The following is a 26370-nucleotide window of genomic DNA, read 5'->3' on the forward strand; positions in this document are numbered from 1 at the left end:
AAGAAATTAATTTTCAGTATTTTATATCCTTTCTATAATTAAAAAACAAAACTTAAAGTGGTTTAAGTATTTGTAACAAATTATAATTGGTCTATGGGATTAGTCGTTTTATTTTTAGCTCTTTTAAAAGTACTGTACATAAACCCAAGCGCAACCATTGTTCCTAAAACTGAGGGAAGAAATTGACTGTATGGTTGGTACTGTGGAAAAACAGTTCCGGAGAAGGCAGAAAACAGGCCGCTTAAAGCGCTTACCATTTTTAGGATGTGCTCATACAGCCAGAGGTTTTTGTATTTATCAGCTGGTATCAGTCCCTTTAAAAGATCATATCCGGTAACGAGTATTAAATAACCAACTGTGCTGTAAATAATAATCGGATTCCAGATCATTCCAATACTTTTGAAGTAGAACAGGAAATACGCTACACACAAAAGCGAGAATGTAGCCATGCCAATATCTATAATTTCTAGTTGGCTGGATTTTTTTTTCAGAGTTCTATAACCGGAATAACCCAGATAACCACTCAGTACTGTGATAACTAGCAGGAAGGTGTTTCTGCCAAAAACAAAAACACCAATAAGTCCTGTAATAATTACAACAGCAAGCAAGATTAGAAAAACTTTCCCTATGTATTTATGGAGCTTAGCGCCCTTTTTTGTCATCAGGGCTGTTAAGCCAATTATTAAAGCCAATGAACCCCCGCTTACATGTATAATAATATTCGCTTTGTGTAGTATTGAAAAACTTTCCATTGTTTATGTTTTTTTAGCAAAGGAATTGGAAAACAATGTGCTTAAGTCTTAAAATGTAGGGGTGGACCTATAGTTAATCATTTTGATACTGAGAAGGCGTTTTTCCGGCGATTTGTTTGAAAATCTTATTAAAAGATGATTTTGACTGAAAGCCACAATCGTATCCGATGGAAAGAATCGAATAATGAGAAAAAGATGGATCTTTTAGCTTGTATTTTACCGCATTAACCCTATAGGTATTTATAAAGGTAAAGAAATTCGTTTCGGCTTTTTGATTGATGATTTGTGATAACTGATTTCCTGAAAAATTTAATTGAACAGCAAGCATATTAAGGGTTAAATTTTCATCCAGATAAGGTTTATTCTCTTGCATATGTGTTTTCAGTTGATCAAACATCTTCTCCGCCAATTCATTGCTAAGTCCTGAATTTTTATATAATGCTTTTGACTCAGGTACTTTTTCGAAAGGTGTTGCAGTGGGTATATCGACAAAGATGGTAGTTTGACGTAAGCCGAAGTATCCGATGAAAAAAATGTAGAAACTCAGGATGCAGCCGACCACGGCGAATAAATTTTGAGAAGTAACGAAAGTATAATTTACACCATACTTAATAAGCAAAAATAACAAAATGAATAAAAACAATAATGATATAACGATACTTTTTAACCAGTTTAGATTTAATTTTTCGGTGTTAGAATAGTTGTTAGGAAGTCGCTTCTGATGTTTTAAAAGCACTATAAGACTTAGTATGGCATAGAAACCAGGAACGATCGCCATTAAAGTCATTAAGAAATAGGCAGCAGTTTTGGGTACTTCATTATTAAAATTGGGAAAGACATTATGTATTACAACGGCACCTGGAATGGTCAAATTGAGATAAAAAAGAGCGATATTAAAAAAGAGATAAAAAAGACCGTGGAACCATAAATTTTTCCATTTGAAATTATTGCCAAAGGATAACGACTGCGTGTATAAAAATAAAATCGGAGAACTGGCTAAAGGCAGAGAAAAGCATAGTAACTGAATATAATCTGAAATAACAGGCAAGCCCGATAAATTATCGTAATAAAATAATAACTGGGCAGAAATTATGCCCAGCCATAACATTAATAATTTATCTGCATCTGAGTTTTTCCGCTTTGAACTTAAAAGCAATATCAGGAAAATGCCTTGTGCAGGACCAGTTAGTAGCAAAGCGTTAGGAATCATTTATATTATGCCTATCAAATGATCCAATTTATATCTCCTTTTACCAATTCATTCCCAAATTTTGGAAAACAAAACTCCAGATATCTGCAGATTCTTCAATGAGTTTGGTTGTCGGTTTGCCTGCGCCATGTCCGGCTTTGGCTTCAATTCTAATTAAAATCGGATTAGGACCTTTATATTTTTCCTGTAAAGTTGCCGCAAATTTAAAAGAGTGCGCCGGCACTACACGATCATCATGATCCGCTGTTGTAATTAAAGTTGCAGGATAATTTACACCACTTTTAACATTGTGCAAAGGTGAATATTTAATCAGGTAATCAAAATTTTCCTTTTTGTCACTAGTGCCATATTCAACTGCCCAGCCCCAGCCAACAGTAAATTTATGGTAGCGGAGCATATCTAAAACACCAACAGCAGGTAAAGCTACTTTAAAAAGATCAGGCCGTTGTGTCATACAAGCCCCAACTAGTAAACCCCCGTTTGAACCTCCAGAAATAGCGATTTTTCCTTGTTTGGTATACTTTTCCTTAATGAGGTATTCTGCCGCGGCAATAAAATCATCAAAAACATTTTGCTTTTTTTCCAGCATTCCACCTTTATGCCATTCTTCACCATATTCGCTACCACCACGTAAGCTAGGCTGAACATAAATGCCACCTTTTTCCATAAACAACATTCGCGATAAACTAAATCCAGGCGTTAAACTGATTTGAAATCCTCCATAGGCATAAAGGAAAACAGGATTATTTCCATCCAATTTTATTCCCTTTTTATGTACAATAAACATCGGCACTTTGGTGCCGTCTTTTGAGGGGTAAAAGACTTGTTTCGTTTCGTAACCATCGGTATTTAATTTTAGTGCCGATTTTTTATAAAGTGTTGATTGCGCTTTGGCAACATCATAACGATAAATTGTACCAGGAGTGGTAAAGTTACTAAAGGTGTAGAAAAATTCAGTTTCATCTTTATAACCGCCAAAACCATCTACAGTGCCAATATCCGGTAGTTTTACCTCACGAATTTGCTTACCCATTAAATCAAACTGAATAATGTGTGTACTTGCATCCTTTAAATAATTAGCCCATAAAAAGCCGCCACCAGTGTTAATCCCTTCAATTGGTAGTTTTGATTCGGGAATAATTGTTTTCCAATTCTCTGGTTGTGGATTCTTAGGGTCAACTAAAACAACTTTCTTATTAGGTGCATTTAAATCCGTATTCAATAAAAGTTGATCTCCAATATTTTCAATTACACTATGATTGTTTTGAAAACCCTTTACCAAAAGTGAAATTTTACCTGCTGGATCCTTTAAATCCTGATAATATAAAGCATTTCCGGATGTGCCAGCAGAAGCATAAATAATAAGAAAACGCTCGTCTTCGGTTACACCAGAGCCAAAGTATAAGTTAGGATTACTTTTATCCTCAAAAATTAACTGGTCATTTTTCTGTGGATCACCAAGCTTATGAAAATAAATTTTTTGAAATTTATTTGCTGCAGAAAGTTCCATTCCTTTGGCAGGTTCATCATATTTGCTGTAATAAAAGCCATCGTTTTTCCAGGCTGCACCAGAAAATTTAGTCCATTTCAATTCATCTGGTAATTTTGTTTTGTTGGCAATATCCATTACATAAATATTGCTCCAGTCAGAACCTGATTGAGCTATAGAATAGGCGATATATTTTTTATTGTGAGATAAGCCAAGCAATGAAACAGAAGCGGTTCCATCTGCAGAAAGTTTATTAGGATCAAGAAATAACTCTTCCTTTCCATTAATTCCTTTTTTTATATACCAGATACTTTGATTTTGCAAGCCATCATTTTTAGTGAAAAAATAATACTCTCCAGCTTTAAATGGAGCCGTTTCTTTAGGGTAATTCCATATTTCGGTAAGGCGCTTTTTTATATCTGCACGGTAAGGAATTTGCGCTAAATAATTTTGGGTGACTTTATTTTCTGCGGCAACCCATTTAGCTGTTTCCGCTGAGGTGTCATTTTCAAGCCAACGATAAGGATCAGCTATAGTTGTTCCGAAATAATTATCGGTTGTTGCATCTTTCTTAGTTTCAGGATATGTCATTAAAGTAATTTTTTCAGCGGGTTTTTGGCCTTGTTTACAAGCAAAAAGACTCATTGCAAATAAGCCTAAAATGAGTGGGTTTTTCATTTTGTTTGATATTTATTTACTAATATATGATTTTGGATACTAATGTTGGGCGCTTATTTGCTTTCTGCTTGGCGCTTTTTCTTTACCTTTGGGTTTATACATGGGCAAGAACATTTATTTCGCTTCTGATTTTCATTTAGGCACACCCAACTATGCCGAAAGCCGCTTTCGTGAAGCACACATTGTAAATTGGCTTAATTTTATTGAGCCCAATTGTGCTGAATTATTTTTAATGGGCGATATTTTTGATTTCTGGTTTGAGTATAGTAAGGTAATTCCTAAAGGTTTTATTCGTTTGCAGGGTAAGCTTGCAGCAATGGCCGATGCCGGAATTAAAATTTACTTTTTTAAGGGTAATCACGATATGTGGGTTAAAGATTACTTTACTAAAGAAATAGGATTGGAAATTATAAGTGATGAATTGATTATTGAGCGGGGAGGAAAGAAGTTTTATCTCCATCACGGTGATGGTTTAGGGCCAGGCGATGCCAAATATAAATTCCTTCGTAAAATTTTTAGAAGCAAATTTTGTCAATGGTTATTTGCTCGTTTACACCCAAATTTGGGTATTGGCATTGCCAATGGATGGAGTAAAAGTAGTCGTGCAGCAGGAGAAAAGAAAGAAGTGTTTTTAGGTGAAGAAAACGAATGGCTGGCTATTTATGCTAAAGAGCAACTTAAAAAAGAACATTTCGATTACTTTATTTTCGGACACAGACATTTACCTTTAGATATTAATTTGGGTAATGGAAGCCGATACGTAAATATTGGCGAGTGGCTAAATTATTCTTCGTACGGCGTTTTTGACGGCGAAGATTTAAAATTAGAATATTATAAGTTTGATAAAAACAGATTGTAACCTATTATTTCTACGCTCAAACTAATTCAGCTTTTTTCCTTATTTTTGCATTTCTTTATTGCAGGGGCATGTATCCAAATCAAATCCTTAGGGATTAATTTGCTTAATACCGCCAGAAACAAAATCATAATTTGCTCGTTTCTATGCAGTAAAGCACGTTTTCAAATTGAAATTAGACTATGTTAGATAAATTAGAAGCCATAAAGCTGCGTTGGGAAGATGTAGAAGAGCAATTGAGTAACCCTGATGTAATTCAGGATATGAAACGCTTTGCAGCTTTAAATAAAGAGTATAAAGATTTAGGCAAAATTGTGGATGAATACAAAATCTACAAAAATGTAATGAGCAATATTGATGCAAATAAGGAAATTTTATCGGTAGAGAAAGATCCTGAAATGCGTGATATGGCAAAAGAAGAACTAGATTTATTGTTAAAACAACAGGAAGAAATGGAGGCCAACATTCGTTTGATGTTAATTCCTAAAGATCCTGAAGATGCTAAAAACGCTGTTTTTGAGATTCGTGGCGGTACCGGTGGTGATGAGGCTGCGCTTTTTGCAGGTGATTTATACCGTATGTACACTCGTTTTTTTGAAACTAAAGGCTGGAAAGTTGAAACCGTTGATGTAACTGAAGGTACTGCCGGTGGTTACAAAGAGGTAATTTTAAAAGTTAGTGGCGAAGATGTTTACGGTCAGTTAAAATACGAAAGTGGTGTGCACCGTGTTCAGCGTGTGCCTGATACCGAAACTCAAGGCCGTGTACATACGTCGGCAGCATCTGTAGCGGTATTACCTGAAGCAGAAGAAATTGACTTGTATATTAACCCAGCGGATATTGAATTGCAAACTTCTCGCTCAGGCGGTGCTGGTGGACAGAATGTAAACAAGGTTGAAACTAAGGTTCAGCTTACCCATAAACCATCGGGTATTGTTGTAGTTTGCCAACAGGAACGTTCGCAATTGGGTAACCGTGTTATTGCGATGGAAATGTTGCGTAGCAAGCTATATGATATTGAATTGCAGAAAAAGAACGGAGATATTGCTGCTAAGCGTAAAACGATGGTATCAACCGGAGATCGTTCAGCAAAGATTAGAACATACAACTATCCACAGGGAAGGGTTACCGAACACCGTATTGGTTTAACAATGTATAACCTACCAACCATAATGGATGGTGATATTCAGGAGATTATTTCTGCTTTGCAGTTTGCAGAAAACGCTGAGAAAATGCAAGAAGGTGCTGTTAATTAAGTAGTTATAAGTATTTGAAAAAAAAGTTTGCAAATAAAGATATAGTCTCTATATTTGCATCCTCGAAAGAGACAAGAGGTTCTAACTTTAAAGAAGAACAAAAGGAGTGGTAGTTCAGCTGGTTAGAATGCCTGCCTGTCACGCAGGAGGTCGCGGGTTCGAGTCCCGTCCATTCCGCGAAAATAGTTTTAAATTTAACTAAAAGCCTGTAAATTAAATGTTTACAGGCTTTTTCGTTTTCTGGGAACACCAAATTATTCATTTTTTCGCGAGAAAAAGGTTAGCAATTCGGTGAGCACATTAAACGATATGAATGCTCACCAATTTTAGCTTAAACAGTTGTTTACAAGCTAGTTCAATCATTAAACATCTTGACTGTAAGTGACAGAATTAACAATTTTGTTTCATTTTAATCATTTGTCATGAGAACAAACATGAATCTGCTTTTTTATTTAAAAAAGCGCTCCACTTACAAAAGCGGTCCAGTAGCCATTTATTTAAGGTTTACGGTTGATGGTAGACGGTCAGAAACCTCAACTGGAAAATCTTGCGATCCCAATCGCTGGAACGCACAGGCCGGAAGAGCCTCGGGTACAAAAGAAGATACCAGGATTTTGAATGCTTTTCTGGATAAGCTACAGTCGAAAGCTCAGGAGCTTCACCAATTAATGACGATAGAGAATGAAACCGTTACGGCAGAAACGGTTAAAAATCGTTTTATCGGAAAAGCTCTGCAATCACGGACTCTTGTTGCTGTTTTTGCAGATCACAACTTAAAAATGAAAAGCCTCATCGGAAAGGAATACGAAAGAAGTACCCTTCAGCGCTATGAAACCTGTCTAATGCATGTTAAAGACTTTATGCAGTTAAATTATAATGTTTCAGATGTTCCCGTTGCAAAGATCAACTTTACTTTCTTGGTTGATTTTGAATACTATCTTAGAAGCGTCCGAAACTGTGGCAATAACTCTGCAATCAAATACATCAAAAACCTCGGCAAAATTGTCCGCATATGTTTAGGTAACGGATGGTTGGCTGTTGACCCCTATCTCAATTACAAGCCAAAACAGAATGCCGTACATCGTGAAGTCCTCACAAAAGAAGAGCTAAGCCGTATAAAGGAAAAGAAGTTCAGTATGGAGAGAGTTGGTACAGTTAGGGATGTGTTTGTTTTCAGTTGTTATACGGGCCTTGCTTATGTAGATGTATGTAAACTAAAGCGCTCTGAACTGGTAAAAGGCATTGATGGCAATTTATGGATATATACAAGCAGGAAAAAAACAGATACACTTTCCCGGATTCCTGTCCTACCAGCCGCCTTGTCTATTATCAAAGCTTACGAAAACCATCCCCAATGTGTTGTAAAAGATACCTTGTTGCCAATGATGAGTAATCAAAAAATGAATGCTTATCTAAAAGAAATTGCAGACCTGTGTAATATTAGTAAGCATTTGACTTTTCATATTGCCCGGCATACTTTTGCTACGACTATAACCTTGAACAATGGTGTTCCTATTGAAAGCGTTGCTAAAATGATGGGACATACCAGTATCAAAACAACACAAATTTATGCAAAAGTGCTTGACCATAAGATTGGTTCCGACATGCAAAAAATTCTCGGGCAAGTAGAGTGACTTCAAGCTTTTAGCCAATACAGGGGGATTGTTATACAGTGAGGTTTAATTTCTTTAGTGTATTTTTGTTAATCTTTGCTCATATCCGGCGTTTACTTCAAGTTAGCCAGTTTGCACTTTATACAAAAAATGCAACCACATTTGTTGCATTTTTGTGTAAATTAACGCTCTCAATCAATCCTTGATGTCAGGCTCTCAATAAAAATATTAGTCTTTGATTAAATTTTACTGCTATTTTGCTCGAACTCATTAGGAAATCTTTGGTCTAACCGGACTACTAGACTTTTCGAAGATAAATTTCAAATTGATATAAATCAATGGAATAACCGCACATAGTGGTAATATCCCACTGATCACGCAAAACCATAACTTTTTATGTAAAAGATAATATTCGGTAAAAGTGAGTGTGCCCAACAACCAGGCGCCTAGTAAAAGAACAACGAAAAGGATTTTCTGTACTGCTATAGCAATTGGATGGGATAGGATATTGTTAACTGCTAGGATTATATTTTTTATTCTTTCAGAAACTTTGCGAAGTTTTTTTTCTGAACTGAATAGTAATGTTAACAGAATTCCCGCCAACAATTCGGTGATTAAATTTTTTAGATCCATTTTTATGATATAAATGATTATTGTATTCAATATTCTTGACAAATATTAATGAGCAATTTCTTTCCCTAACCACACTCCGTATTTTTTCCATTCTTGATAATGTATACACCATTCAGAAATCCAAGGTACCATATCCACTAAGGGAATAGTTTTGGTTAAGGGCATATCTATCACAGGATGATAAAGACATAAACTAAGATCACGGTAGAGGTGTATCTTGTCGTTGAATTTTATGTCGGGATTTTTTAGGTATATCCGATCGAACCTGTTGGGGAGAAATGGTGAATAACTAATTTCTATGTGAAAGAAATCCCCAAACATTTCGAGCTGACCTAAAGCTTTAAGGATTTTGTTCTCAATTCTGACCTTAAGCCAAGGAAAGTAAGATTCTACCAGGACTTTCTGCGTAAATAGAAAGTCCTGGTAATTTCTCCTACATTGAACGGCGGCATTACTTATCACCATAATTATGATGTGGTTTATTAGCAAATCCCTGATCCTGAATACGGCCCGAACCGCTGGTATGGGCAATGCCGGTTAATATCATTGAATTTGCAATGGTACGTTTGGAAGTTGAAAATTTTGATAAAACTGTTATCTGCTCTTTTAAGGACTGCTTATAAATCCCCTCATCGAAAAGTTCAACATAAGCGGAGCCACTGGTGTCAAACCCTGACTTCAGCTTTATCCATTTACTATGAAAATCTTCAATGAACCTGTAAAAATTATCGTAGTGGCGATCAGTCCAGCTATCGGTAAAAAGTTCTCCTGGAAGAACAGGGTTTTCAACTTGAAATTTCTTTCCTTGCGATATTGCATCCGCAAACTGAAAACGTATTCTATTCAAAGCATTATCGATTGTTTCATAAATGGAATTTTCTCCATTGTAATTGTGTGCCATAATTGTTGTAATCACTATACTGGAGGTAGCGTAATCTCGGTTGTTATCAAAAAATATATCCCGGTATCTTTTTACCAATTGTACAGCTCTTTGCAGTGGCTTTTTCAAGAAATAGCTATCATCTGGCAGTTCTTGGGTTTCTGCGCGAAGCTCTATTTTAAGTTTTTGATAATAGCTCTCAAGTATCGGTTTGCTCATGGTCATATTCGCTTTGGCGAGAAACCATTCTGCGAATTCTTTAGGGTTGGAAATCGCCCAGTCCCGTAGCGCTCTGTCAGGTATTTTTAAAGTAGTATTTCCTTTAATGATAATGCATCCTGGCAGGATATCCATATGGAAATCATTAGCATAACAGATTCTTATACAACGGTTCTTTTTCTCGATCTTATCGGAATAACGTCCATCATTTTCAAGTTTTTTCAGAAGTGCATCGTATATTTCAAATGGAGTGAAAAGCTGGTAAAGTTCGTTGATCTGAAGGACGATATCCAAGTCGAACTCCGAGGAGCGATATGGTTTCACGGTTGTGCCAGTCAGCACTGATCCCTGTGGATATACATCGATCTGAAGATCTTTGAAAAATCCTTCGTCAAGATCTATAAGTTCTGATATTGCCTTATAGGCTTGTTCCATTCTTGCTTTTCTGGTATTGTCAAGTTGAAGGTTCTCAGCAATTCTGGCTAATAACTCTTCACGTTGTAATTGGTAATTTAAAAATATATCTTCCATGATTAAAAAGTTTGATTGATGATAAGTTTTGAATGATGTCCTATTTTGGCCAGTTGTTTTCCCTGAATGCAGAGTCTAAGTTGTTCGATGTCTGCACATTCAGTCGTGGCGAAGCCACGAGATAAATCTAAGGGTAAATTGTCGAGCGCTATTAGCGCCTCTTGCTGCGCCAATGAAGGGATGAGTTCGAATACATCATAGATAAGCACTTCGTAGCACTGATGGTAGTCACTCCAAACCAGGTTTTTTGAAAACCTCTTGAGCTGTTTATACTTGATGTGATCAAATTTCTTCCCAGACAATATGCCTGTTTGCAAAAGCTCCTCACAGAATTCTCTGTCAGCACTTATCTCTCTTTCTTTACCTTCCTCAAACCATTTGATTGCTTTAATTACGTATTTGCCTTTTATCCTGAATCTAAGATCCTGTTCACTCAGTTTATCTAGTCCAAGCCCATTGGTAGTATTGTCAGGTCGAAAATCCCATGCCTCGAAAAGTTTGTCGTCGCCATAGCGTTTGTACACCCCTCCAACAGGTTGAAGCTGATTTTCAATCCGCCTATTCATCACTAGCAGATATCTATTGGTATTGGGAATCCTGATCCTTATCAGGTAACTCAGGGAAAACCTGATTTCTTTATTTCGGTATTTGCCGAAAAGAGTTCTAATGTATAGCCATAGAAACCCCTTATGATCCCAGAGGGCAGATACACTTTTAGTGAAAAGCTGTTTTAATAACAGCGTAAATATTGCTTCCATATTAAAAATTTAAAACATAATAATTCCATTTGCACCGGTTTAGGTACATCAGGCCGCACGTAATAAAATTTTTGGAAGCTGTAAGATTTAATATATATTTGTTCTGCGAAAACAAGATCTTAAGCATTCCATAAACTTATCTCGATTGGCGTGTAGGCCGGGATCTCGGTCCTGGCTATAGATCCATTTTTCTCCTCCTTTCAAGCTTTATTTCATTGATAAAGTCAAAGTATTCCTTGTTGTTTATCGTTGCTGTGTTAAATTCATCCATATTATAGACATTTATTCCAAAATCTGCCGCTGCTGATCTCACTGTGCTTTCATCCTCCTCCGCTATTATTGTAGAATTAGTTGATTTAGAAATATATAGCATTTCGAGAAACGAATGACTTTCGCTGCGATATCGCTTTTTGTTTTGGATAACAAATTCAAAGCCCGCATCATCTAATTCCAATATATTAACATAACCTTTGCCAGCTAAGCCTTCGAACCGTTTTACGGTAGCAAATTCATGTCTTTTTAGTTTTCCCCTTGGAATTAATATCGGGACTCCCAATCTAGGTAGTACCTGAACATTGTTAAGGAGCAATAGGTCATTTAGATCATAGAATGTAAACATTGTCTCCCTTTTTTATTGTAAACTAAATCGGTTTGTCCCAAATCTTCTATCAACTTCTTCGACGGTAATATCCAGTAGCTCAGATACTTTTTCTTTGGAAAGTCTTTTCTCCATGTAGCCCCTTGCAATCAATCTATTCAACCGGCTTGGTTCTTCAATACTCTTTTTATAGGTGCCAAAATCTTTACCCTCAATATACCACTGGTCATAAAGGTCTATCCATTTTTTACAAATCTGGGCTGTTATCAAGCCACTTCGATGTGCACTATAAATAATACCTTGGATGGAAAGGCCAAAAGTTTCTTTCAGATCTTTTAATTCTTCAAGTGAAATGTTTGTTCTGTTTTTGCCGATATAATCTACTAATGTTTCTCCGGGCAGCAACATTGCTGAGGCGAATGTATTACAGAGTTTCTCTTCAAGATCTTTTGAAACAGACTCGTCAAAACTCAGGATTAGGTGGGCACTTTCATGCATTAGTGTGAAGCGCTTTCTGGTAATCTCCCGAATATGTTCATGATCGGTATTAATTAGAATAAGAGGTATATCGCGTTCGCCACTTTTCATGTAACCACATAAACCGGGAGATTCAGTTTGTCTTTTGAAATTAATTAGCTTTATACCTTTATTCTCCAACAGTCCAGTTACATCGTCAATAGGTGCATTAGCTAATTTCCATTTTTTTCTCACACGAGATGCCGCCTTCTCTACGTCCTGATAGTTCCGTATTTTGAAGTCGTCTATTGGGTTTTCAAAATCGACAGCGGCATCGAGAATTGACTCAACTTCTAGATAGTTTTCTGCGTAATCTACAACAAGGTTATAGATCATTTTTTTTTCAGCAGAGGAGTCGATTAATTTATCCCCTAATCTAAATTCTGCAAGTTCAAGGTTAGCTTCTTCTATATGGAATAATTTCCATACATCAATATTCAATGCCTCAGCTACAGCTATCAATGCCTTGTTACTCGGCTTTATTGCCCCATCCTCATATTGTTGGATTGTAGCTTTGGAAAGATTGGACAATGTTGCCAGTTGCTGAAGAGAGTAATTGCTCTTCGTCCTGTATTGTTTTATCTTATCTCCTATGTTCATAAATCAATTCGTATAGTCAAATGTATAAAATTTATTTTTACTATACGGCATGAATTTTCAACAATCCGGATTTTTGCTGATTTCACTTGATTTTTTTCTGCAAATTCTTTCGGTTTTTGGGATTCTTTTCGTTATTCTGCGACCTGGCGACTCATAGCACACAAGTGTTTCATACTTGGAAAGGAAGAGATCCATGTTTTCTCGTTCGGGAATGTAGGTCTTATAGTCTGCCGTGTTTTTTAACAGTTGGTGTATCACATTACCTCAAATCTGATCTTGGGAGCAGGTGAATCGTTCTTTTTATATAATGTTTGACGGTTACAGGTCAGATATCTAATTTATCGCTGCACTATTTTGTGCCTCAATAGCCGTCAGGATTTTTTTCACGTATTCGTCAATAAATTCTTCCACCTCTGCCGCATTGATTTTATCAGGGGGAAGAAGCTTCTTTCTAGTTTCCCTAGCGTATGTCATCCCGATCTTTCCTGAGATACTTAGGATGTTTTTTTCGATGTTGTCCATGATGTTTTTGTTCATTTTGGGCTGGATAAAAGCTTTGTAGTCAAAAGGCATTTCATGGAGCACTTCGCTCATGTGGCTGATGTGCGCGATACGTTCTTTGATCTGGTACTGGCCGGAAGGCTCGTAGGCAAATATGGGGTAGATTTCGGCCAGTTCAAGGATTACTTGGTCAATGTTCGCCTCTAGTTGGGTCATTCGATTGTCATTAGCTGGATTCTTGGGCATCATTTTCTGCATCATGAACACGAATTCCTCATAGCTGATTTTAAAATCCCCATCAAACTGTTTCATTAGTCTGTTCATTAACTCTGGCTTGAGCTCTAAGGTAAACTGGGTAATCGCAGACTCTCGGCCCAAGTGGTACCGGAGTTCCAGGAGGTGGAAGAGCAGTTTTTTAAGCTTTCTTTTGTCGGTATGCTTGGCGAGAAACCAGGTCCAGCTGAATGTAAGGGCAGCACCAAGGATGACGCCCAATAGTGGGCCAATGGCTTTGACTAATTCTAGTATTTGAGCGGCGTTCATAGATAACAAGATATGGAGTTATATTTGTTTAGGATGCCTGAGTTTTCCACATTTTTTTGAGCAGATAGATTAATTAATCTAATCTTTTTTACCCGGATATCTATTTTTTTTCTATATTATTCTGTAGGGATTCTACATCAACTAACAGTAAGAATATGGAAACAAGAATAATGAGGGATTTGGAATACTGTCGTGGTATTTTAGCAAAACTGTTAATGCAAAACTTAATTAGTGGAATCTACCCTCTATTACAGTTTTGAAATCCAATATTCATACACTGAACCGTTATCAAATTTTTTATCTCGATCCAGAACTTTCTTTATATAAAGTCTTCTTAATTCCCTTGATAGTTCTTGACTCCCAAAATCTTTGTTGTATTTCTTTTTGCAATAATGTCTAATCTCGGCGGCATCATGCTTCACTAACATAAACATATCATGAATTAAAACGGTTCTAAGAAAATAAGCTACACTATATTCAGCTCTTCTAAGTAGAAAGAAATTGGGGTTATTATCATTTTCCTTATAAAAGGTTCTTACTGAAGGTATGTCCATGATTTTCTTTAATCTAATCTCTTTTCTTGAATATAGACTCTCACAATCTATGTCAAAAAACTCAGCAATATTCTTCGCCATTTTTGCCGAGATATTAGCTGTGCCTTTTTCTATCATCATTAAGTAACTAATAGAAATCTGTAAAGCAAAAGTTAAACCCTCTAAAGTAAGACCTACCTTAGTTCTTAATTCATTAACATTGTTTCCAATAATTTTAGATACAGTATTCGATGTAGCCATCTAACAAAAGACCACAATAAAGTGTGTTCATTTTAAAGAATCATATTTGTTTATTTGAAAACACTTTTATATCTTTAACTTATACTTAAAAACAAAATATTTAAACTAAAAATTTTAAAACAAACAATAGAATAGAAATATTAAATTTGCAGCACCTTAATATTAGATAATTAAGGGTGCTCACAAGAGCCTCAATCCGCACAAGCTTAGGAACTTTAAGGAAACAGAGGGTAAGTGAGCGTCCGGAAACCCTATATACCCAGGGCTCCGGGCCTACTTGCGATTGTTTCCTGGTGCTACCTTTTTAAGGTAGTAGCTCCTTTTGGAGAGCCGTCCTAAGCGGCCCATTGTGCGGATAATCAAAAAGTGGTGCCCGGCTCCTTAGGGAGCCTATCTACAAATTGATTTGAGGTTTTGATATGATGTCAAAACTGAAAACAATGAAATCACGAATCACTAAATTCATTAATAATACTGTTTTCTTTGAAACGCACAAACCCTGTGTGACTTGCCCTTTTGACAAACTTTATGCCCTCAAACCCAAAAACCCGGTTTAGTTTGTAAAAATTAAGGCAGGTATTCAATTGGTTAATGGTTCTTCTATAATCGCCTGCCTTGTTTTTTCCTTTTAGGATTATCTTCTTAAACTAACTAACCAAATTCATGAAAAAAATAACGATAACCATCGTACTGGCCTTGCTATGCCTAAATTTTAAGGCAAATGCACAAACCATTCCAATACAAATTACCGGAACCGTCTCTAATGGGACGGGAAAGTATCTACCGGGTGCAACAATAAAAATTAAATCTTCAAAGAAGACGGCGCTAACAGATAAGGCTGGAAATTTCACATTGCAATCGGAACATAAGGATGGAACATTAGTGATTAGCTTTTTAGGTTATAAAACCAGAGAAATTAATTTCGATATAAATCACTCCTTTCTAAACATCATTTTAAATGAGGAATCAGGAAATCTGGACGAAATTCAAATTATAGGATATGGGCAAACAACTAAACGCTTAAATACCGGTAGCATTAGCAGTGTAAAGGCTCAAGATTTAGAAAGGCAACCCGTTTCCAATCCTCTTGCAGCACTTCAGGGCAGAGTACCCGGTATGGTTATTAACCAAAGCAGCGGGGTTGCAGGCTCTTCTTTTAGCGCGCAAATCAGGGGGCAAAGTGCATTGGATATGTCACTATCCAAAAACGATCCTTTATTCATTATTGATGGCGTTCCATTTGAAGCCGGAAATACTTCAACTAATCAAATCAATTCCGCAGCAAATAATCCAAACTCCATTAGCAGTGGTGGGTTGAGCCCGTTAAATAATATAAATCCTCAGGATATTGAAAGCATTGATGTTTTAAAAGATGCAGATGCTACCGCCATATATGGGAGCCGTGCAGCAAATGGCGTGATCCTGATTACCACAAAAAAAGGGGCGTCAGGCTCAACCCGTTTTAATTTAAATCTGTATTCTGGGTTTAGCGAAGTTGGAAAAACCATGAATATGCTCAATACACAAGAGTATATCCAAATGCGCAAAGAGGCTTTTTCAAATAATGGATATGTATTAAGTACAAGTCCATCAAGCAAGGGTTATGCTCCAGATATTATGCTGTGGGATACGACCAGATATACAGATTTTAAAAAGTTACTGATTGGCAACACCGCTCATTCCAATAATATTCAGGCAACTTTAACCGGAGGAGGCGATTTAACACATTTTTTAATTAGCGGCACCTACCATAAAGAAACCACTGTTTATGGCGGTAACTTCTCCGATCAGATTGGGTCGTTGAGGTTTAATATAAATCATAGCAGCACAGATAAAAGATTTAACATCAACTTTTCAGGAAATTATTCCAGCGACAAGAATAAACTGCCCAGAACAGACTTAACCCGTTATATCAATATCATTCCAAACCTTCGTTTATACAACGCTGAGGGGAAGTTAAGCTGGGCTGAAAGTGGGGTAGCCTATAATACAATTAACGATCTGATTAACCCCTTATCCTTATTAGAAGAAAAATATACTTCAGTTAACGAAAACTTAGCCGGCAGTTTACACCTGAGCTACAAACTTTGGAAAGGCCTGGTGATAAAAAGCACCTTCGGGTATACAACCTATAGATCACAGGAAGTATCAACCAGGCCTCAAGCGGCCATTGACCCAAACAGGGGGGAATTATCTTCATCTGCTTTTGCAAATGCAGTTAATAAAAACTGGATTATCGAACCTCAGTTAGATTATCAACAGGTAAACAGGTTTGGTAAATTCAGCTTACTCATTGGCAGCACTTTTCAGTCCAAATCCGGCAATTCAAATTCGATGTATGGCACCAATTACAATTCTGATTTACTGCTCAAATCCATTGCGGCGGCCGGTAATATTACAGCCAGCAATGAGCAGGTACAATATCGCTATGCAGCCATATTTGGTCGGCTAAACTATACCTTTGAAGATAAATATATCCTAAATCTATCAGTACGCAGAGATGGTTCAAGTCGCTTTGGCCCAGACCGCCAATGGGCAGATTTTTGGGCAATAGGTACGGCCTGGCTTTTTGCAAACGAAAATTTTGTTAAAAACAACCTTTCGTTCTTAAGCTACGGAAAACTAAGAAGTAGCTATGGTACAACCGGCAATGATCAGATTGGAGATTATAAGTTTTTAAATTTATGGAGCAGTACGGTTAACACTTATAATGGAGTACCGGGCTTATACCCGAGCAGTTTATTTAATTCAGATTATAACTGGGAGATTAATAAAAAATTTGAAGTTGCTATTGAACTTGGTTTTTGGAAAGATGCTGTATTAGTTAATGCAGCCTATTATAATAACCGATCAGGAAACCAGCTAATTAATTATTCGCTGGCAAGCCAAACAGGTTTTTTTAATGTCGTTAAAAACTTTCCTGGCCTTGTAGAAAATTCAGGATTGGAATTGGTTGCTACAACCAGAAACATGCGTACGGACAAATTTAACTGGTCTACATCCTTCAACATTACCTTTCCTAAAAACAGGTTGCTTGCTTTCCCAGGTTTAAGCAATTCGAGTTATGCCAGTCAATACAAAATTGGCGAATCGCTAAACCTAATCAACGTTTACAAATACCTTGGGGTTAATCCACAAACAGGAATTTACGCAGTAGAAGATGTAAATAACGATGGGCAGTTTAATTCAAATGATTATCAACTTTTTGGAAACCGGGATCCTAAATATTATGGAGGGGTTCAAAATAACATATCTTTTAAAAACTTTGACTTATCATTCTTTTTCCAGTTTACAAAACAAACCGGCTTAAGCTACGTCAATCAGTTATCCACCAAGGCTCCCGGCAGAATTTACAATCAACCTGATGTCGTACTTAACCGGTGGCAGAAACCAGGAGATGAAACTGATATCCAAAAATTTACCTCTACTTCGGGGGCTATAGCAGGAGGACTGGTTTATCTCCGCCAGTCTAACGGCATATACACCGATGCATCCTTTATCAAACTTAAAAATATTAGCCTGTCTTATAAGCTTCCATCAATATGGCTGAAGCGAATCCATATAAATAATTGCAGGTTTTATGCCGAAGCACAAAATGTTTTAACGATAACCAATTATGTTGGAGCGGACCCCGAAAATCAAAATTTCTATATGCTTCCTCCGCTCAAAACCATTGTTTTAGGTATTCAATTAACGCTTTAATTATAAAGAAGATGAAAAACTCAATATTCAAACTGCTTATATCCTGCATCACCCTGGTAATCATTTGCAGCCTATCGGGGTGTAAAAAATTTCTACAGGTTGATAGCCCTATTTCGAAAGCGGAGCGCGCCAAAGTTTTTGCCGATGATCAAACGGCAACAGCGGCAACACTGGGGCTATACCATCAAATGACAGCATACAGCATTGCTTTTAATAACGGCGCAATTACTATTTACACCGGCCTGTCAGCAGATGAAATTCAGAACCCCAATGCAGATGCAACCTATGATGCCTTTAAAGCCAATGCCCTTCCAAGTGATAATGCCATTCTGGCTTCTACCCTTTGGAGTAATGCTTACAAAATCATTTTTCAGGCTAACGCGACTATTGAAGGGCTTAATGCATCGAATACGGTAACGCCTGCTTTAAAACAGCAGCTTTTAGGTGAAATGTTGTATATAAGGGCATTGGAATATTTTTATATGGTTAATTTATTCGGGGCAGTTCCTTTAGAGCTTACTACGGATTACAGGCTTAATGGTACCATGCCTCGTACTCCTGTAGAAAAGGTTTATGAGCAGATTACATTGGATCTGATACAATCTGCTGCCAATCTTAAACCAGGTTTTTCAACTGCTGTAAATACCCGGCCAAACGAGGCCGCAGCCCTGGCTTTGCTTGCCAGGGTGTATCTTTATCAAAACAAGTGGAACCTGGCTGAACAATATGCCTCTCAGGTAATCAATAGTAATAAGTTTGTTCTAAGCAATCTTAATGCAGCATTTATCTCCTCCTCTACTGAAACACTGTTCCAACTGATGAAGAGTACAGGCAACACTTCAGAAGCTGGCATCTTTGTTCCATTTTCTACAACCATAATTCCAACATTTAAAATTACCGAAAGCCTCCTCAATTCTTTTGAAGCTGGAGATAACCGCAAAACAACGTGGATGAAAAGTACCCTTATAAATGGCCAAACTTATTATTATCCCAACAAATATAAAGTTAACGCGGCTCTACCTGTTAGCGAATTTTATATTGTTCAAAGATTAGCTGAAATCTACCTGATCCGTTCAGAAGCACGGACACAACTGGATAACCTTAATAATGCCATAGTGGATTTGGATATGCTAAGAGAAAGAGCAGGGCTGCCCAAAATTCAAAGTACTTATCCCTCTATAAATAAAGCTGATCTCCTAAATGCCATTGCTAAGGAGCGGCGCATAGAGCTTTTTGCGGAGTGGGGCCATCGCTGGTTCGACTTAAAGCGAACAGGAAAATCAACAGAAGTACTTGGTCTTGAAAAAGGTTCAAACTGGCAACCACATGATGAGTTGTACCCAATACCTTTTTCAGAGTTGCAATTAAATCCTGCACTCACGCAAAATCCAGGCTATTAGTTTCTCAATGTATCTAAAATTAAATTATGAAAAATTTTAAATTAATCATGATCCAGATTCTTTTTTGTACTATGGCTTATGGTCAAAGTGGATCAAATACACCATTAACGGTAGGTCGCATTTGTCCTGATTTTAAATTTACAGATGTTCAACATTACGCCAAAACATCAGTTACAATTAATGACTTTCGGGGGCAATGGTTAATACTGGATTGCTGGAACAGATATTGTAGTTCTTGTCTCAGGAAAATGCCAGCTATGGATAGCTTGCAAAAGAAATTTCAATCGAAAGCAAAAGTTGTATTAATTGGGTATACAGGCTCGCAATACACAAAGAAGTCTGATGATAAACCCATAAGGTTTTTGTTTGAGATGAACAGAAAAAGGTTAAACCTCAACCTTACAATTGCATACGATTCTGTCTTTTTCCACAAATTTCATATAGGGGCATGCCCTTATATTGTTGTGGTTGACCCAAATGGAATTATCAGGGGCATAACTACTGAGTTTACGCAGGAAGATTTTAAAAACATGATGCTTGGCAAGCCAGTTGAATTAACCAAGGCATATATTTGGGAGAAGGATAACCGGTAATTGAAATGGAATAGCCCAAAATTGGCTATTCCATTTATATAAAAGGTTAATTTGGCCTTTTAATCTGATCAGTACCTTCATCATCGTTAGGAAGAGAAGAAAGTTCTGAAGTAAAGCCCCTCAAACAATCCTTAGCACTACCAGCCGCACAAGGTGAGGTTACAGATGCTTTTTCTGCATGAGAATATACTGCTGTTCCGGTTTTGATGTACCCATCCGGAAAATTAGTAGGATCATCATAGGAAACCTGATACCAGTAAAGGGCTGCTTTTTTTTCAGGCTCTTTATTTCCCATTTTAGTTGTATAGGCACTTAAACCAACAACACTTATAATTGAAAACATAGCTACTATAGCTAAATTTTTGATGTTGAACAATTTGTTCATACGCTTTTGACTTTTTATAATATCAAAAAAGTATTCCAAAAACTTTGATTTTTGTTTAGATTAAGGTTGTCTTTTAGCAGACCTCGCTGAATACCATTGTATCCCGATACATTGATATTCGTTTCCCGGATAGCCGGGCAGGGCTATCCGGGTTTATCGTAAACAGGGCATATTTACGCCGGTAAATGATTCTGCCCATAACCCTCTTTCGGGCGTAAGGACAACAAAAGATAGCCTTTAGGGACATGGCGTTGTTCCAAACCATTAAAGTGCAGTACTTTTTGATGTAACGCAGGAACAGCATCGCCATAATGGCACGCATTGCCCATTGGAATATTTTCGTTGCAATGTCTATTATTTTTGCTGTGATTAACGTTTTCATCTTCTTTACTTTTTAATTCTTCATTGTTCTTAAAATCGCTGGTACGACCTTGGCACCAGTTGCCCATTCATTGTTTGCACTTTAAGGTTGTACCCACCTTCCCTGTACCAGCTCCGGCGCTTTCTTACCAGTACCGACCGGAACTTTTTTGTAGACGACAGCTTGCCTTTGGGGACTGTCATTCTTAGCATCTGGTACTTCACCGCCAGGAATTGGCGGCCACAACCCGGTACTCCCCAACATATCTCTCTTTAATATTTTTGCCATGCCTGTATCTCTTTACTGAGCCCAAATTAATGGCTTATTTTACGGAAGGCAGGGGATGTAAAACATTGCGTTGGCATCGTTTTAAAGTACTTAGGGGGGAGTGATTTGGTTTTTCGGAAGATGAGCCTGTGCAATTGCAGACCTGTAATCTTTGCCTTTTAGGGATGGGAAGTGCATATTATGAATTGGCAGGAAAATGATAAAGGGGGTAGTTTTGGTCTACCCCCTTTATTTAAAAAAACTTTTCAGTCCTTCAGGCCAAAATCTTCGATAAGCCTGTTCTGTATCCTCAGGTTACGCTGATAGAGCTTGATGGCTGCATCATATTGTTCGAGCTTATCGAACTTGAGCATCGAATGCGGGGAGATGTCATTGACCTGTTTGCTGCTGTTGTTTTGGCAAAAGGCCTGTGCAGCTTCCTTTTTGGTTTTATAGATGAATTCCTTCTCTCCGTAACGGTAATGAAAGTCAAGTGCAAGCTCATTTACGCTCACGTTGTACCGGAGTTTTTGTACCTCCTGCTTGCCTGTTTTGACTTCATCTTTCATCATTTCTTGCATGAGGTGCAAGTGTTTGAGCAGCATGTCCTTCAACCGCTCGGCGTTGGGGTCATAGGATAGGTTAGGTAAAACCTGGATCTGCTCTATTGCCAAAACTTTTTTATAGAGCAAGCGCTGCCGGTCCAGAGTTGTTCTTCCCTGAAGAACTTGCTGTTGGTGTTCATTTTCGAAAAAATTGTACAATCCCATGTGATTGAAATTGTACTTAATGAGTAATTGGCGCAGTTTTTTGTTCCAGTCCTTTTCTCGTTTGTCGTTCGCAAATTTCTGGATTTGCGGAGCAATGGTTTCCAGATACCTAAGGTTCCCGGTTGTAAATGCGGGATACCTGTTTTCCCTAAAAAGATCATCATGTGCTTTAAAAAGTTGAAAAAGCAGAGGGGCGGAGACTCCCTTATGCTGAAGTTTCATTTTGAGTTCTGTGGTCAATGCAGAAACTTCTCTTGAAACCCCTTTTACGGTAAATGCGCAAACCAATGCATTTTCGCCAAGAATCCCACCATATTTCTCTTCAATAAACCGGAGCAGATCAACGACAATTTCAAGAGCTATCCTTAGCGTTTTTCCAGAAGCGTTAGCTTTAAGAAACAGTTTATTCGCTAAACCCGTTAGTTCCTGATGATGAATTGAAAAGGTTAAACTAAGTTTATCGGGGTCTTCTATTGAGAACATCATTTCTGAAAGCAATGCCCGGAAACGCTCACATTCCTGCCGGAAAGCGAGGACAAGTTCCTGTGGAACCTGTTGCGAATGCGAGATAATCTGATCTGCAAACGCTTTTATAACATATATACTTGTAATCATTTTCTTATCATATAATGAAGCCTCCTTACGCAGTGAATGCGGCCGGTGGGCTATAATTAAAAAACCATGTGAATTGATTGCATCCCTCTAGTGCCGCTTTGGATAGCAGCGTTTATTATCCTTTTTAAGAAAAAGGAACGCGGGAAGAGCAAAGGCCGGTTGGGATATGAGCCCCTAACCTTTGCTTATCATTAAGTTACGGAAATAAAAATTAAATTCAGCAGACATTTGTCCCGAAATTACGGTTTAACGTTTTTTATTTAATATAATCGAAGTATTTGTCTCGATAATTCAAATAAAAGAGAAGGTTTGGATGAAAGACAAACCAATAGCCATTTTACTTACGAAAATGTTAACGCTTCAGGTTTTAGTGTAGGAGCAAGGGCGAAATTGTAAGGGACTAGCGTGGGGATTTCGCAGGCCGAAAATGCGGGGTGGGCAGCTAATATTATATTTATGCATGATAGACACCTGAGCAAACGGTTCATTAACGCCTAACCTTACAATATTTAGTCTAAGCGATAATATCATTCGATATTTTACCCATAGCAGACTTAAGGCCTTTCTTAATGGATTATTAGAGAAAGACCAACTGCCAGGGGCCTATTGCTTGACTGGAATTGCCCTGGACATTTGCTTGTTAAAGATAACTGCGTCAAATATTTGTGGCCATTTTCTCACTAATGGATGATAACCATAGGGTCTCATACTTCTGGGATCATTCAACCATTTTCCTTTATTCGTTTTTGAAAGTGATTTTAAGTCAAGATATGCGTTTTTAAATCCAGCTTCTTCAAATAGTGTCTCAAATGAATCCGCAGAAGGTTTATCTATTTTTGAAACAGTCGGACTATAATACTGGGCAATTTCCCCATCATAAGCAGTAAAGCAGATTGAGTAATACCGGTCAGTGAGCCTGTCTGTTAAAAAGTCCCCCATGGTCGGAACAGCAATTTTTTCCGCTTTTCCGTTTGTTTCGATGTAAGTCTTACCAATATGCATACTGGCGGCCCAAATAATTATTTTCTCTGCCGGGTATTGACTTTTCGCAATCCAGATAAGATTTTGAGCCATTAATGAGTCTCGGGTGCTTTTAGATAAAGTATTACCAGTTTCTATTTCTTTCTGTTCAAGAATTACAGGTAGGTAAGCCCTTGTTGATACCCAGAATTGTTTCCAGAAATTAACAAGGCTATCCTGTTTTAAATTGGATATCTCACTGATTTTCTGATCTAGGATACGTTTAAATGATGGTAATCTCTGTATTATTTGTGATTTTAATTCCTGATCTACAACATTATTCTTTTTTACTCCAAAGTTCAAAGTATTATACACCCTATAAAATGTATCTTGTTCAGCCATATCTTTAAAAGCAATATTTTTAGCTTTGAGAAACATTAAAAAGTCAACGGGCAGGTCACGTCTTAAATATGTCCCATGAAGTTGAGGGTCAAATCCTGTTACCCGAAGTGGATTGGGTGTCTTGATAGAACTGGCAATATAGCTGGCAAGGGGCAAGAACTGCTGGGTCTGCCCCCAAAGTTCAAATGTCGAATTTTGAATAACTTTTGCCGGATCTTTATCCCAATGAGCGACTCTCCAGGCTCTTTCAGCATTATATAAACTGCTTTCAAAAGCAAGGACATTAAATCCCATCTTTTCATGAAGAAATTTCACTAAACGTGCCTTAGTTTCAAACGTTGTTCCGTCCCCATGGGATTCTTCTCCTAAGAAAATTATTCTTGAGTCCTTAATACTCTCCGATAATTTATTAAAATCGGTATAATCCTCATTATTGATATCAATAGCTATTTCTGCTGCATTTTTCTTAATGAAATCAACATTATTTTGGGCAAAAATTGAAGAAAGCGTAAATACTAAACTGGCTGTAAGGAGAAGAGATAATTTATTCATATTTGATAGATTGGTACCACTAATATAGGAAAGGGTTTCAAAAAAGGCATTAAATTCCTGCTTAATTTTATAACCTCTCTTTAAAGGAAACCTTCTGCCCGATTAACGTTGTACTCCCTGGTTTTTCTGCTTTAATTTTCTCCTTCTTATCTTTTCAGCCTCTTCAGCAGAATCTTTAGTAATTCCCGGATCATATACAGGCTCCATTAGTATCTCCAGAAAATCTGTGACTGTCTTTCCAACTGTTTCCAGCATTGCGGATGTTGATTCAAACAACCCTTCTGTAATACCTGAGGCAAGTTCATTGGCTACTGACTTACTCTGATAGTTCTGTAAGGCTCCCTGTTGCAACATATCCAGTTGTTCCCGCTGTGATAAACTGCCGTTCTTCTGAATATTGGCATAGGCGAGGGTGTCTTTCAGGTTCCGTTCAAAGTTAAATTGCTGATCAAACAGGGCTTCACCGCACTGTTTAAAGGCCATTCGGTTGAACTGTCCCATTTTTTTTGAATGTTCAGCATTCCTGCCTTTTGAACTGTTCATCGCACTGAGCTTTATTTTATTGGTAATATCCTTGCGACTAACAATGAGCTGAATATGCATTTGGTCACCGGGCTTTTTTTCTCCACGTCTTCTGCCTCCATCTTTCACCTCTTTGTCCTTATAGCTATAATATCGGTTATGCTCAACTTTTGCAAACCAAAGCAGGTCTTTGTTTGAATTTATTCCGATCCGTCTGAAATTCTTTGCATACTCATCCATAACTATTTCAGTATACTTCTTTAGTGCAGTTTTTATGTCTACGTTACTAAAATTCTGTTTTAGATGGTAAAGTTCCTTTTGGCTCGGACTGATATTGATGAGGAAAAACTTTGCTTCATTTCTACCGAGCTTAGCGGTATTTCCATCCAATGCGCTGCGCACCTCATAGGCTTCAACATCCTGGCGCTGTGCGTTAAACCAAAATTCTGGCTTCTTACGGTCATCCATACGGTTCTCCTTTTCAAGATAATGAACAAGTCCGCCACTGCTACCTTTGTTGTTTGCTTCCTTACTATCGGTAATATTAATGTACATGGCTATAAAAAATCAATCTGGTTTCTAATTTTTTGGATAAGCTCCTCTTTTTCTTTTGCCGGGGTCATCATACCGAATGCATCCCTGCTTTTGATATAACTGCTGAATATAAAATGGAATTGCTTTTTAAGATGCTCCTTTTTGGATAGAGTTGCAGATATGCCGGTCATAATACTCACTATATCTGAGAGCTTTCGATCAAAATTTTGTTGCCCGGTTAAGACTTCTTTCTGTTCAGAGCGCAAGGATTTAGTATTCTTACCCTGATCGTTGAAGAAGTTAACGATATCTTTCTGATTCCGGATCATCCTGTCTACTTCTCTTTTAATCGGAATAAGCAGGTCACTTTCCTGTGTTTTGATAAAACCGATATAATCCTTGTGGCTTTTCAGCAGCGTATTCTTCAATAATTCGTCATTGATATCCAGCGGATCTTTCTTGCTCCGATAAAAGTATTCTACCATTTGGGCAAATATCAGTCTGTTTGGCCGGCCAAGTTTTAATGCAACCTTTTCCATTTTTGTCGCAATCTGTGAATCATACTTGATGGTTCTTAAGGTTTCCCTTTTTATGTTCAGCTTTTCTTTTTGCATAAGCAATTGGTTATTAGATTAGCTATATGGCTAATCAACGGTCACTATATATAAATATATCAGCCCCTGCAAAGGGTTCCTTTTTCTTTTGTCTGACCGCTTCCCGCAGTCATGAGAACCCCTGGAGGGTTCTCTAAATAGAGGTTGTCTCAAAAAGGCAACCTCTTTTTGTTGATAAAAGATTCAATTTTCAAGTTTTAAAATTTGTTTTATTGTATTGAATTTCAGATATTTAAGTATAAATAATTGAGATTTATGCCAGTCCA

At 37.4% G+C, this 26370-nt stretch carries 21 protein-coding genes and 1 tRNA gene; 7 read left to right on the top strand and 15 right to left on the bottom strand.

What is annotated here, in order from left to right; translation table 11 throughout:
- Positions 1 to 80 precede the first annotated feature (80 nt).
- The 3 genes from EHC72_RS21380 to EHC72_RS21390 form a co-directional block, all read right to left on the bottom strand.
- Positions 81 to 752 (bottom strand): DUF2306 domain-containing protein, encoded by a 672-nt coding sequence (locus tag EHC72_RS21380; RefSeq protein ID WP_131539761.1) that lies wholly within the window; start codon positions 750 to 752, stop codon positions 81 to 83.
- Positions 753 to 825: 73 nt separating this feature from the next.
- The gene (locus EHC72_RS21385) at positions 826 to 1962 is read right to left on the bottom strand and encodes a helix-turn-helix domain-containing protein (RefSeq protein WP_131539762.1); all 1137 of its coding nucleotides are present in this window, start codon (positions 1960 to 1962) and stop codon (positions 826 to 828) included.
- Positions 1963 to 2002: 40 nt separating this feature from the next.
- Complete coding sequence (locus tag EHC72_RS21390; RefSeq protein ID WP_131539763.1) at positions 2003 to 4129, bottom strand: prolyl oligopeptidase family serine peptidase; 2127 nt, start codon at positions 4127 to 4129, stop codon at positions 2003 to 2005.
- A 100-nt stretch (positions 4130 to 4229) separates the two neighbouring features.
- On the opposite strand from EHC72_RS21390, the gene EHC72_RS21395 reads away from it, so the two are divergent.
- From EHC72_RS21395 to EHC72_RS21410, 4 genes are all read left to right on the top strand, one after another.
- A complete protein-coding gene (locus EHC72_RS21395) occupies positions 4230 to 4988 on the top strand; it encodes a UDP-2,3-diacylglucosamine diphosphatase (protein ID WP_131539764.1) in 759 nt (252 codons plus the stop codon).
- A 179-nt stretch (positions 4989 to 5167) separates the two neighbouring features.
- Positions 5168 to 6241, top strand: a complete 1074-nt coding sequence (gene prfA, locus EHC72_RS21400; RefSeq protein WP_131539765.1) for a peptide chain release factor 1 — start codon at positions 5168 to 5170, stop codon at positions 6239 to 6241.
- 103 nt (positions 6242 to 6344) lie between these two features.
- Positions 6345 to 6418: transfer RNA gene (locus EHC72_RS21405), tRNA-Asp, on the top strand.
- Between the two features lie 245 nt (positions 6419 to 6663).
- Positions 6664 to 7875 carry a site-specific integrase gene (locus EHC72_RS21410; protein WP_165585913.1) on the top strand — a complete coding sequence of 404 codons (1212 nt, stop codon included), beginning with the start codon at positions 6664 to 6666 and terminating at the stop codon, positions 7873 to 7875.
- A 1063-nt stretch (positions 7876 to 8938) separates the two neighbouring features.
- On the opposite strand, the gene EHC72_RS21415 is transcribed toward EHC72_RS21410, so the two are convergent.
- The 6 genes from EHC72_RS21415 to EHC72_RS21440 all read right to left on the bottom strand — a co-directional run bounded on the left by EHC72_RS21415 (position 8939) and on the right by EHC72_RS21440 (position 14427).
- A complete protein-coding gene (locus EHC72_RS21415; RefSeq protein ID WP_131539766.1) occupies positions 8939 to 10117 on the bottom strand; it encodes a nucleotidyltransferase domain-containing protein in 1179 nt (392 codons plus the stop codon).
- Between the two features lie 2 nt (positions 10118 to 10119).
- Positions 10120 to 10875, bottom strand: a complete 756-nt coding sequence (locus tag EHC72_RS21420) for an SMODS-associated NUDIX domain-containing protein (protein WP_131539767.1) — start codon at positions 10873 to 10875, stop codon at positions 10120 to 10122.
- Between the two features lie 175 nt (positions 10876 to 11050).
- Positions 11051 to 11494, bottom strand: a complete 444-nt coding sequence (locus EHC72_RS21425; RefSeq protein WP_131539768.1) for a hypothetical protein — start codon at positions 11492 to 11494, stop codon at positions 11051 to 11053.
- A 12-nt stretch (positions 11495 to 11506) separates the two neighbouring features.
- On the bottom strand, positions 11507 to 12589 hold the full coding sequence (locus EHC72_RS21430) for a helix-turn-helix domain-containing protein (protein ID WP_131539769.1): 1083 nt from the start codon (positions 12587 to 12589) through the stop codon (positions 11507 to 11509).
- Positions 12590 to 12922: 333 nt separating this feature from the next.
- Positions 12923 to 13633, bottom strand: coding sequence for a hypothetical protein (locus EHC72_RS21435; protein WP_131539770.1), 711 nt, complete (start codon positions 13631 to 13633; stop codon positions 12923 to 12925).
- 248 nt (positions 13634 to 13881) lie between these two features.
- Positions 13882 to 14427, bottom strand: a complete 546-nt coding sequence (locus EHC72_RS21440; protein WP_131539771.1) for a helix-turn-helix domain-containing protein — start codon at positions 14425 to 14427, stop codon at positions 13882 to 13884.
- A gap of 663 nt (positions 14428 to 15090) precedes the next feature.
- On the opposite strand from EHC72_RS21440, the gene EHC72_RS21445 reads away from it, so the two are divergent.
- From EHC72_RS21445 to EHC72_RS21455, 3 genes are read left to right on the top strand one after another with little or no spacing between them, the layout of a single operon-like run.
- Complete coding sequence (locus EHC72_RS21445; RefSeq protein WP_131539772.1) at positions 15091 to 18129, top strand: SusC/RagA family TonB-linked outer membrane protein; 3039 nt, start codon at positions 15091 to 15093, stop codon at positions 18127 to 18129.
- Positions 18130 to 18140: 11 nt separating this feature from the next.
- The gene (locus tag EHC72_RS21450; protein WP_131539773.1) at positions 18141 to 19529 is read left to right on the top strand and encodes a RagB/SusD family nutrient uptake outer membrane protein; all 1389 of its coding nucleotides are present in this window, start codon (positions 18141 to 18143) and stop codon (positions 19527 to 19529) included.
- Positions 19530 to 19555: 26 nt separating this feature from the next.
- Positions 19556 to 20122: a TlpA family protein disulfide reductase gene (locus EHC72_RS21455; RefSeq protein WP_131539774.1), complete on the top strand. Its 567-nt coding sequence runs from the start codon at positions 19556 to 19558 to the stop codon at positions 20120 to 20122.
- Between the two features lie 46 nt (positions 20123 to 20168).
- On the opposite strand, the gene EHC72_RS21460 is transcribed toward EHC72_RS21455, so the two are convergent.
- From EHC72_RS21460 to EHC72_RS21485, 6 genes are all read right to left on the bottom strand, one after another.
- Entirely contained in the window at positions 20169 to 20507 is a 339-nt protein-coding gene (locus EHC72_RS21460; RefSeq protein WP_131539775.1) for a hypothetical protein, read from the bottom strand.
- Between the two features lie 173 nt (positions 20508 to 20680).
- On the bottom strand, positions 20681 to 20956 hold the full coding sequence (locus EHC72_RS21465) for a hypothetical protein (protein WP_131539776.1): 276 nt from the start codon (positions 20954 to 20956) through the stop codon (positions 20681 to 20683).
- Between the two features lie 445 nt (positions 20957 to 21401).
- Entirely contained in the window at positions 21402 to 22520 is a 1119-nt protein-coding gene (locus tag EHC72_RS21470; protein ID WP_131539777.1) for a hypothetical protein, read from the bottom strand.
- A gap of 603 nt (positions 22521 to 23123) precedes the next feature.
- Positions 23124 to 24434, bottom strand: coding sequence for an erythromycin esterase family protein (locus EHC72_RS21475; protein WP_131539778.1), 1311 nt, complete (start codon positions 24432 to 24434; stop codon positions 23124 to 23126).
- Positions 24435 to 24536: 102 nt separating this feature from the next.
- Entirely contained in the window at positions 24537 to 25511 is a 975-nt protein-coding gene (locus EHC72_RS21480) for a DUF5712 family protein (RefSeq protein WP_131539779.1), read from the bottom strand.
- 2 nt (positions 25512 to 25513) lie between these two features.
- The gene (locus EHC72_RS21485) at positions 25514 to 26104 is read right to left on the bottom strand and encodes a BfmA/BtgA family mobilization protein (protein WP_131539780.1); all 591 of its coding nucleotides are present in this window, start codon (positions 26102 to 26104) and stop codon (positions 25514 to 25516) included.
- Positions 26105 to 26370 lie beyond the last annotated feature (266 nt).

Origin of the sequence: Pedobacter nototheniae (assembly GCF_004335085.1) — a bacterium.
Classification (GTDB): domain Bacteria; phylum Bacteroidota; class Bacteroidia; order Sphingobacteriales; family Sphingobacteriaceae; genus Pedobacter; species Pedobacter nototheniae.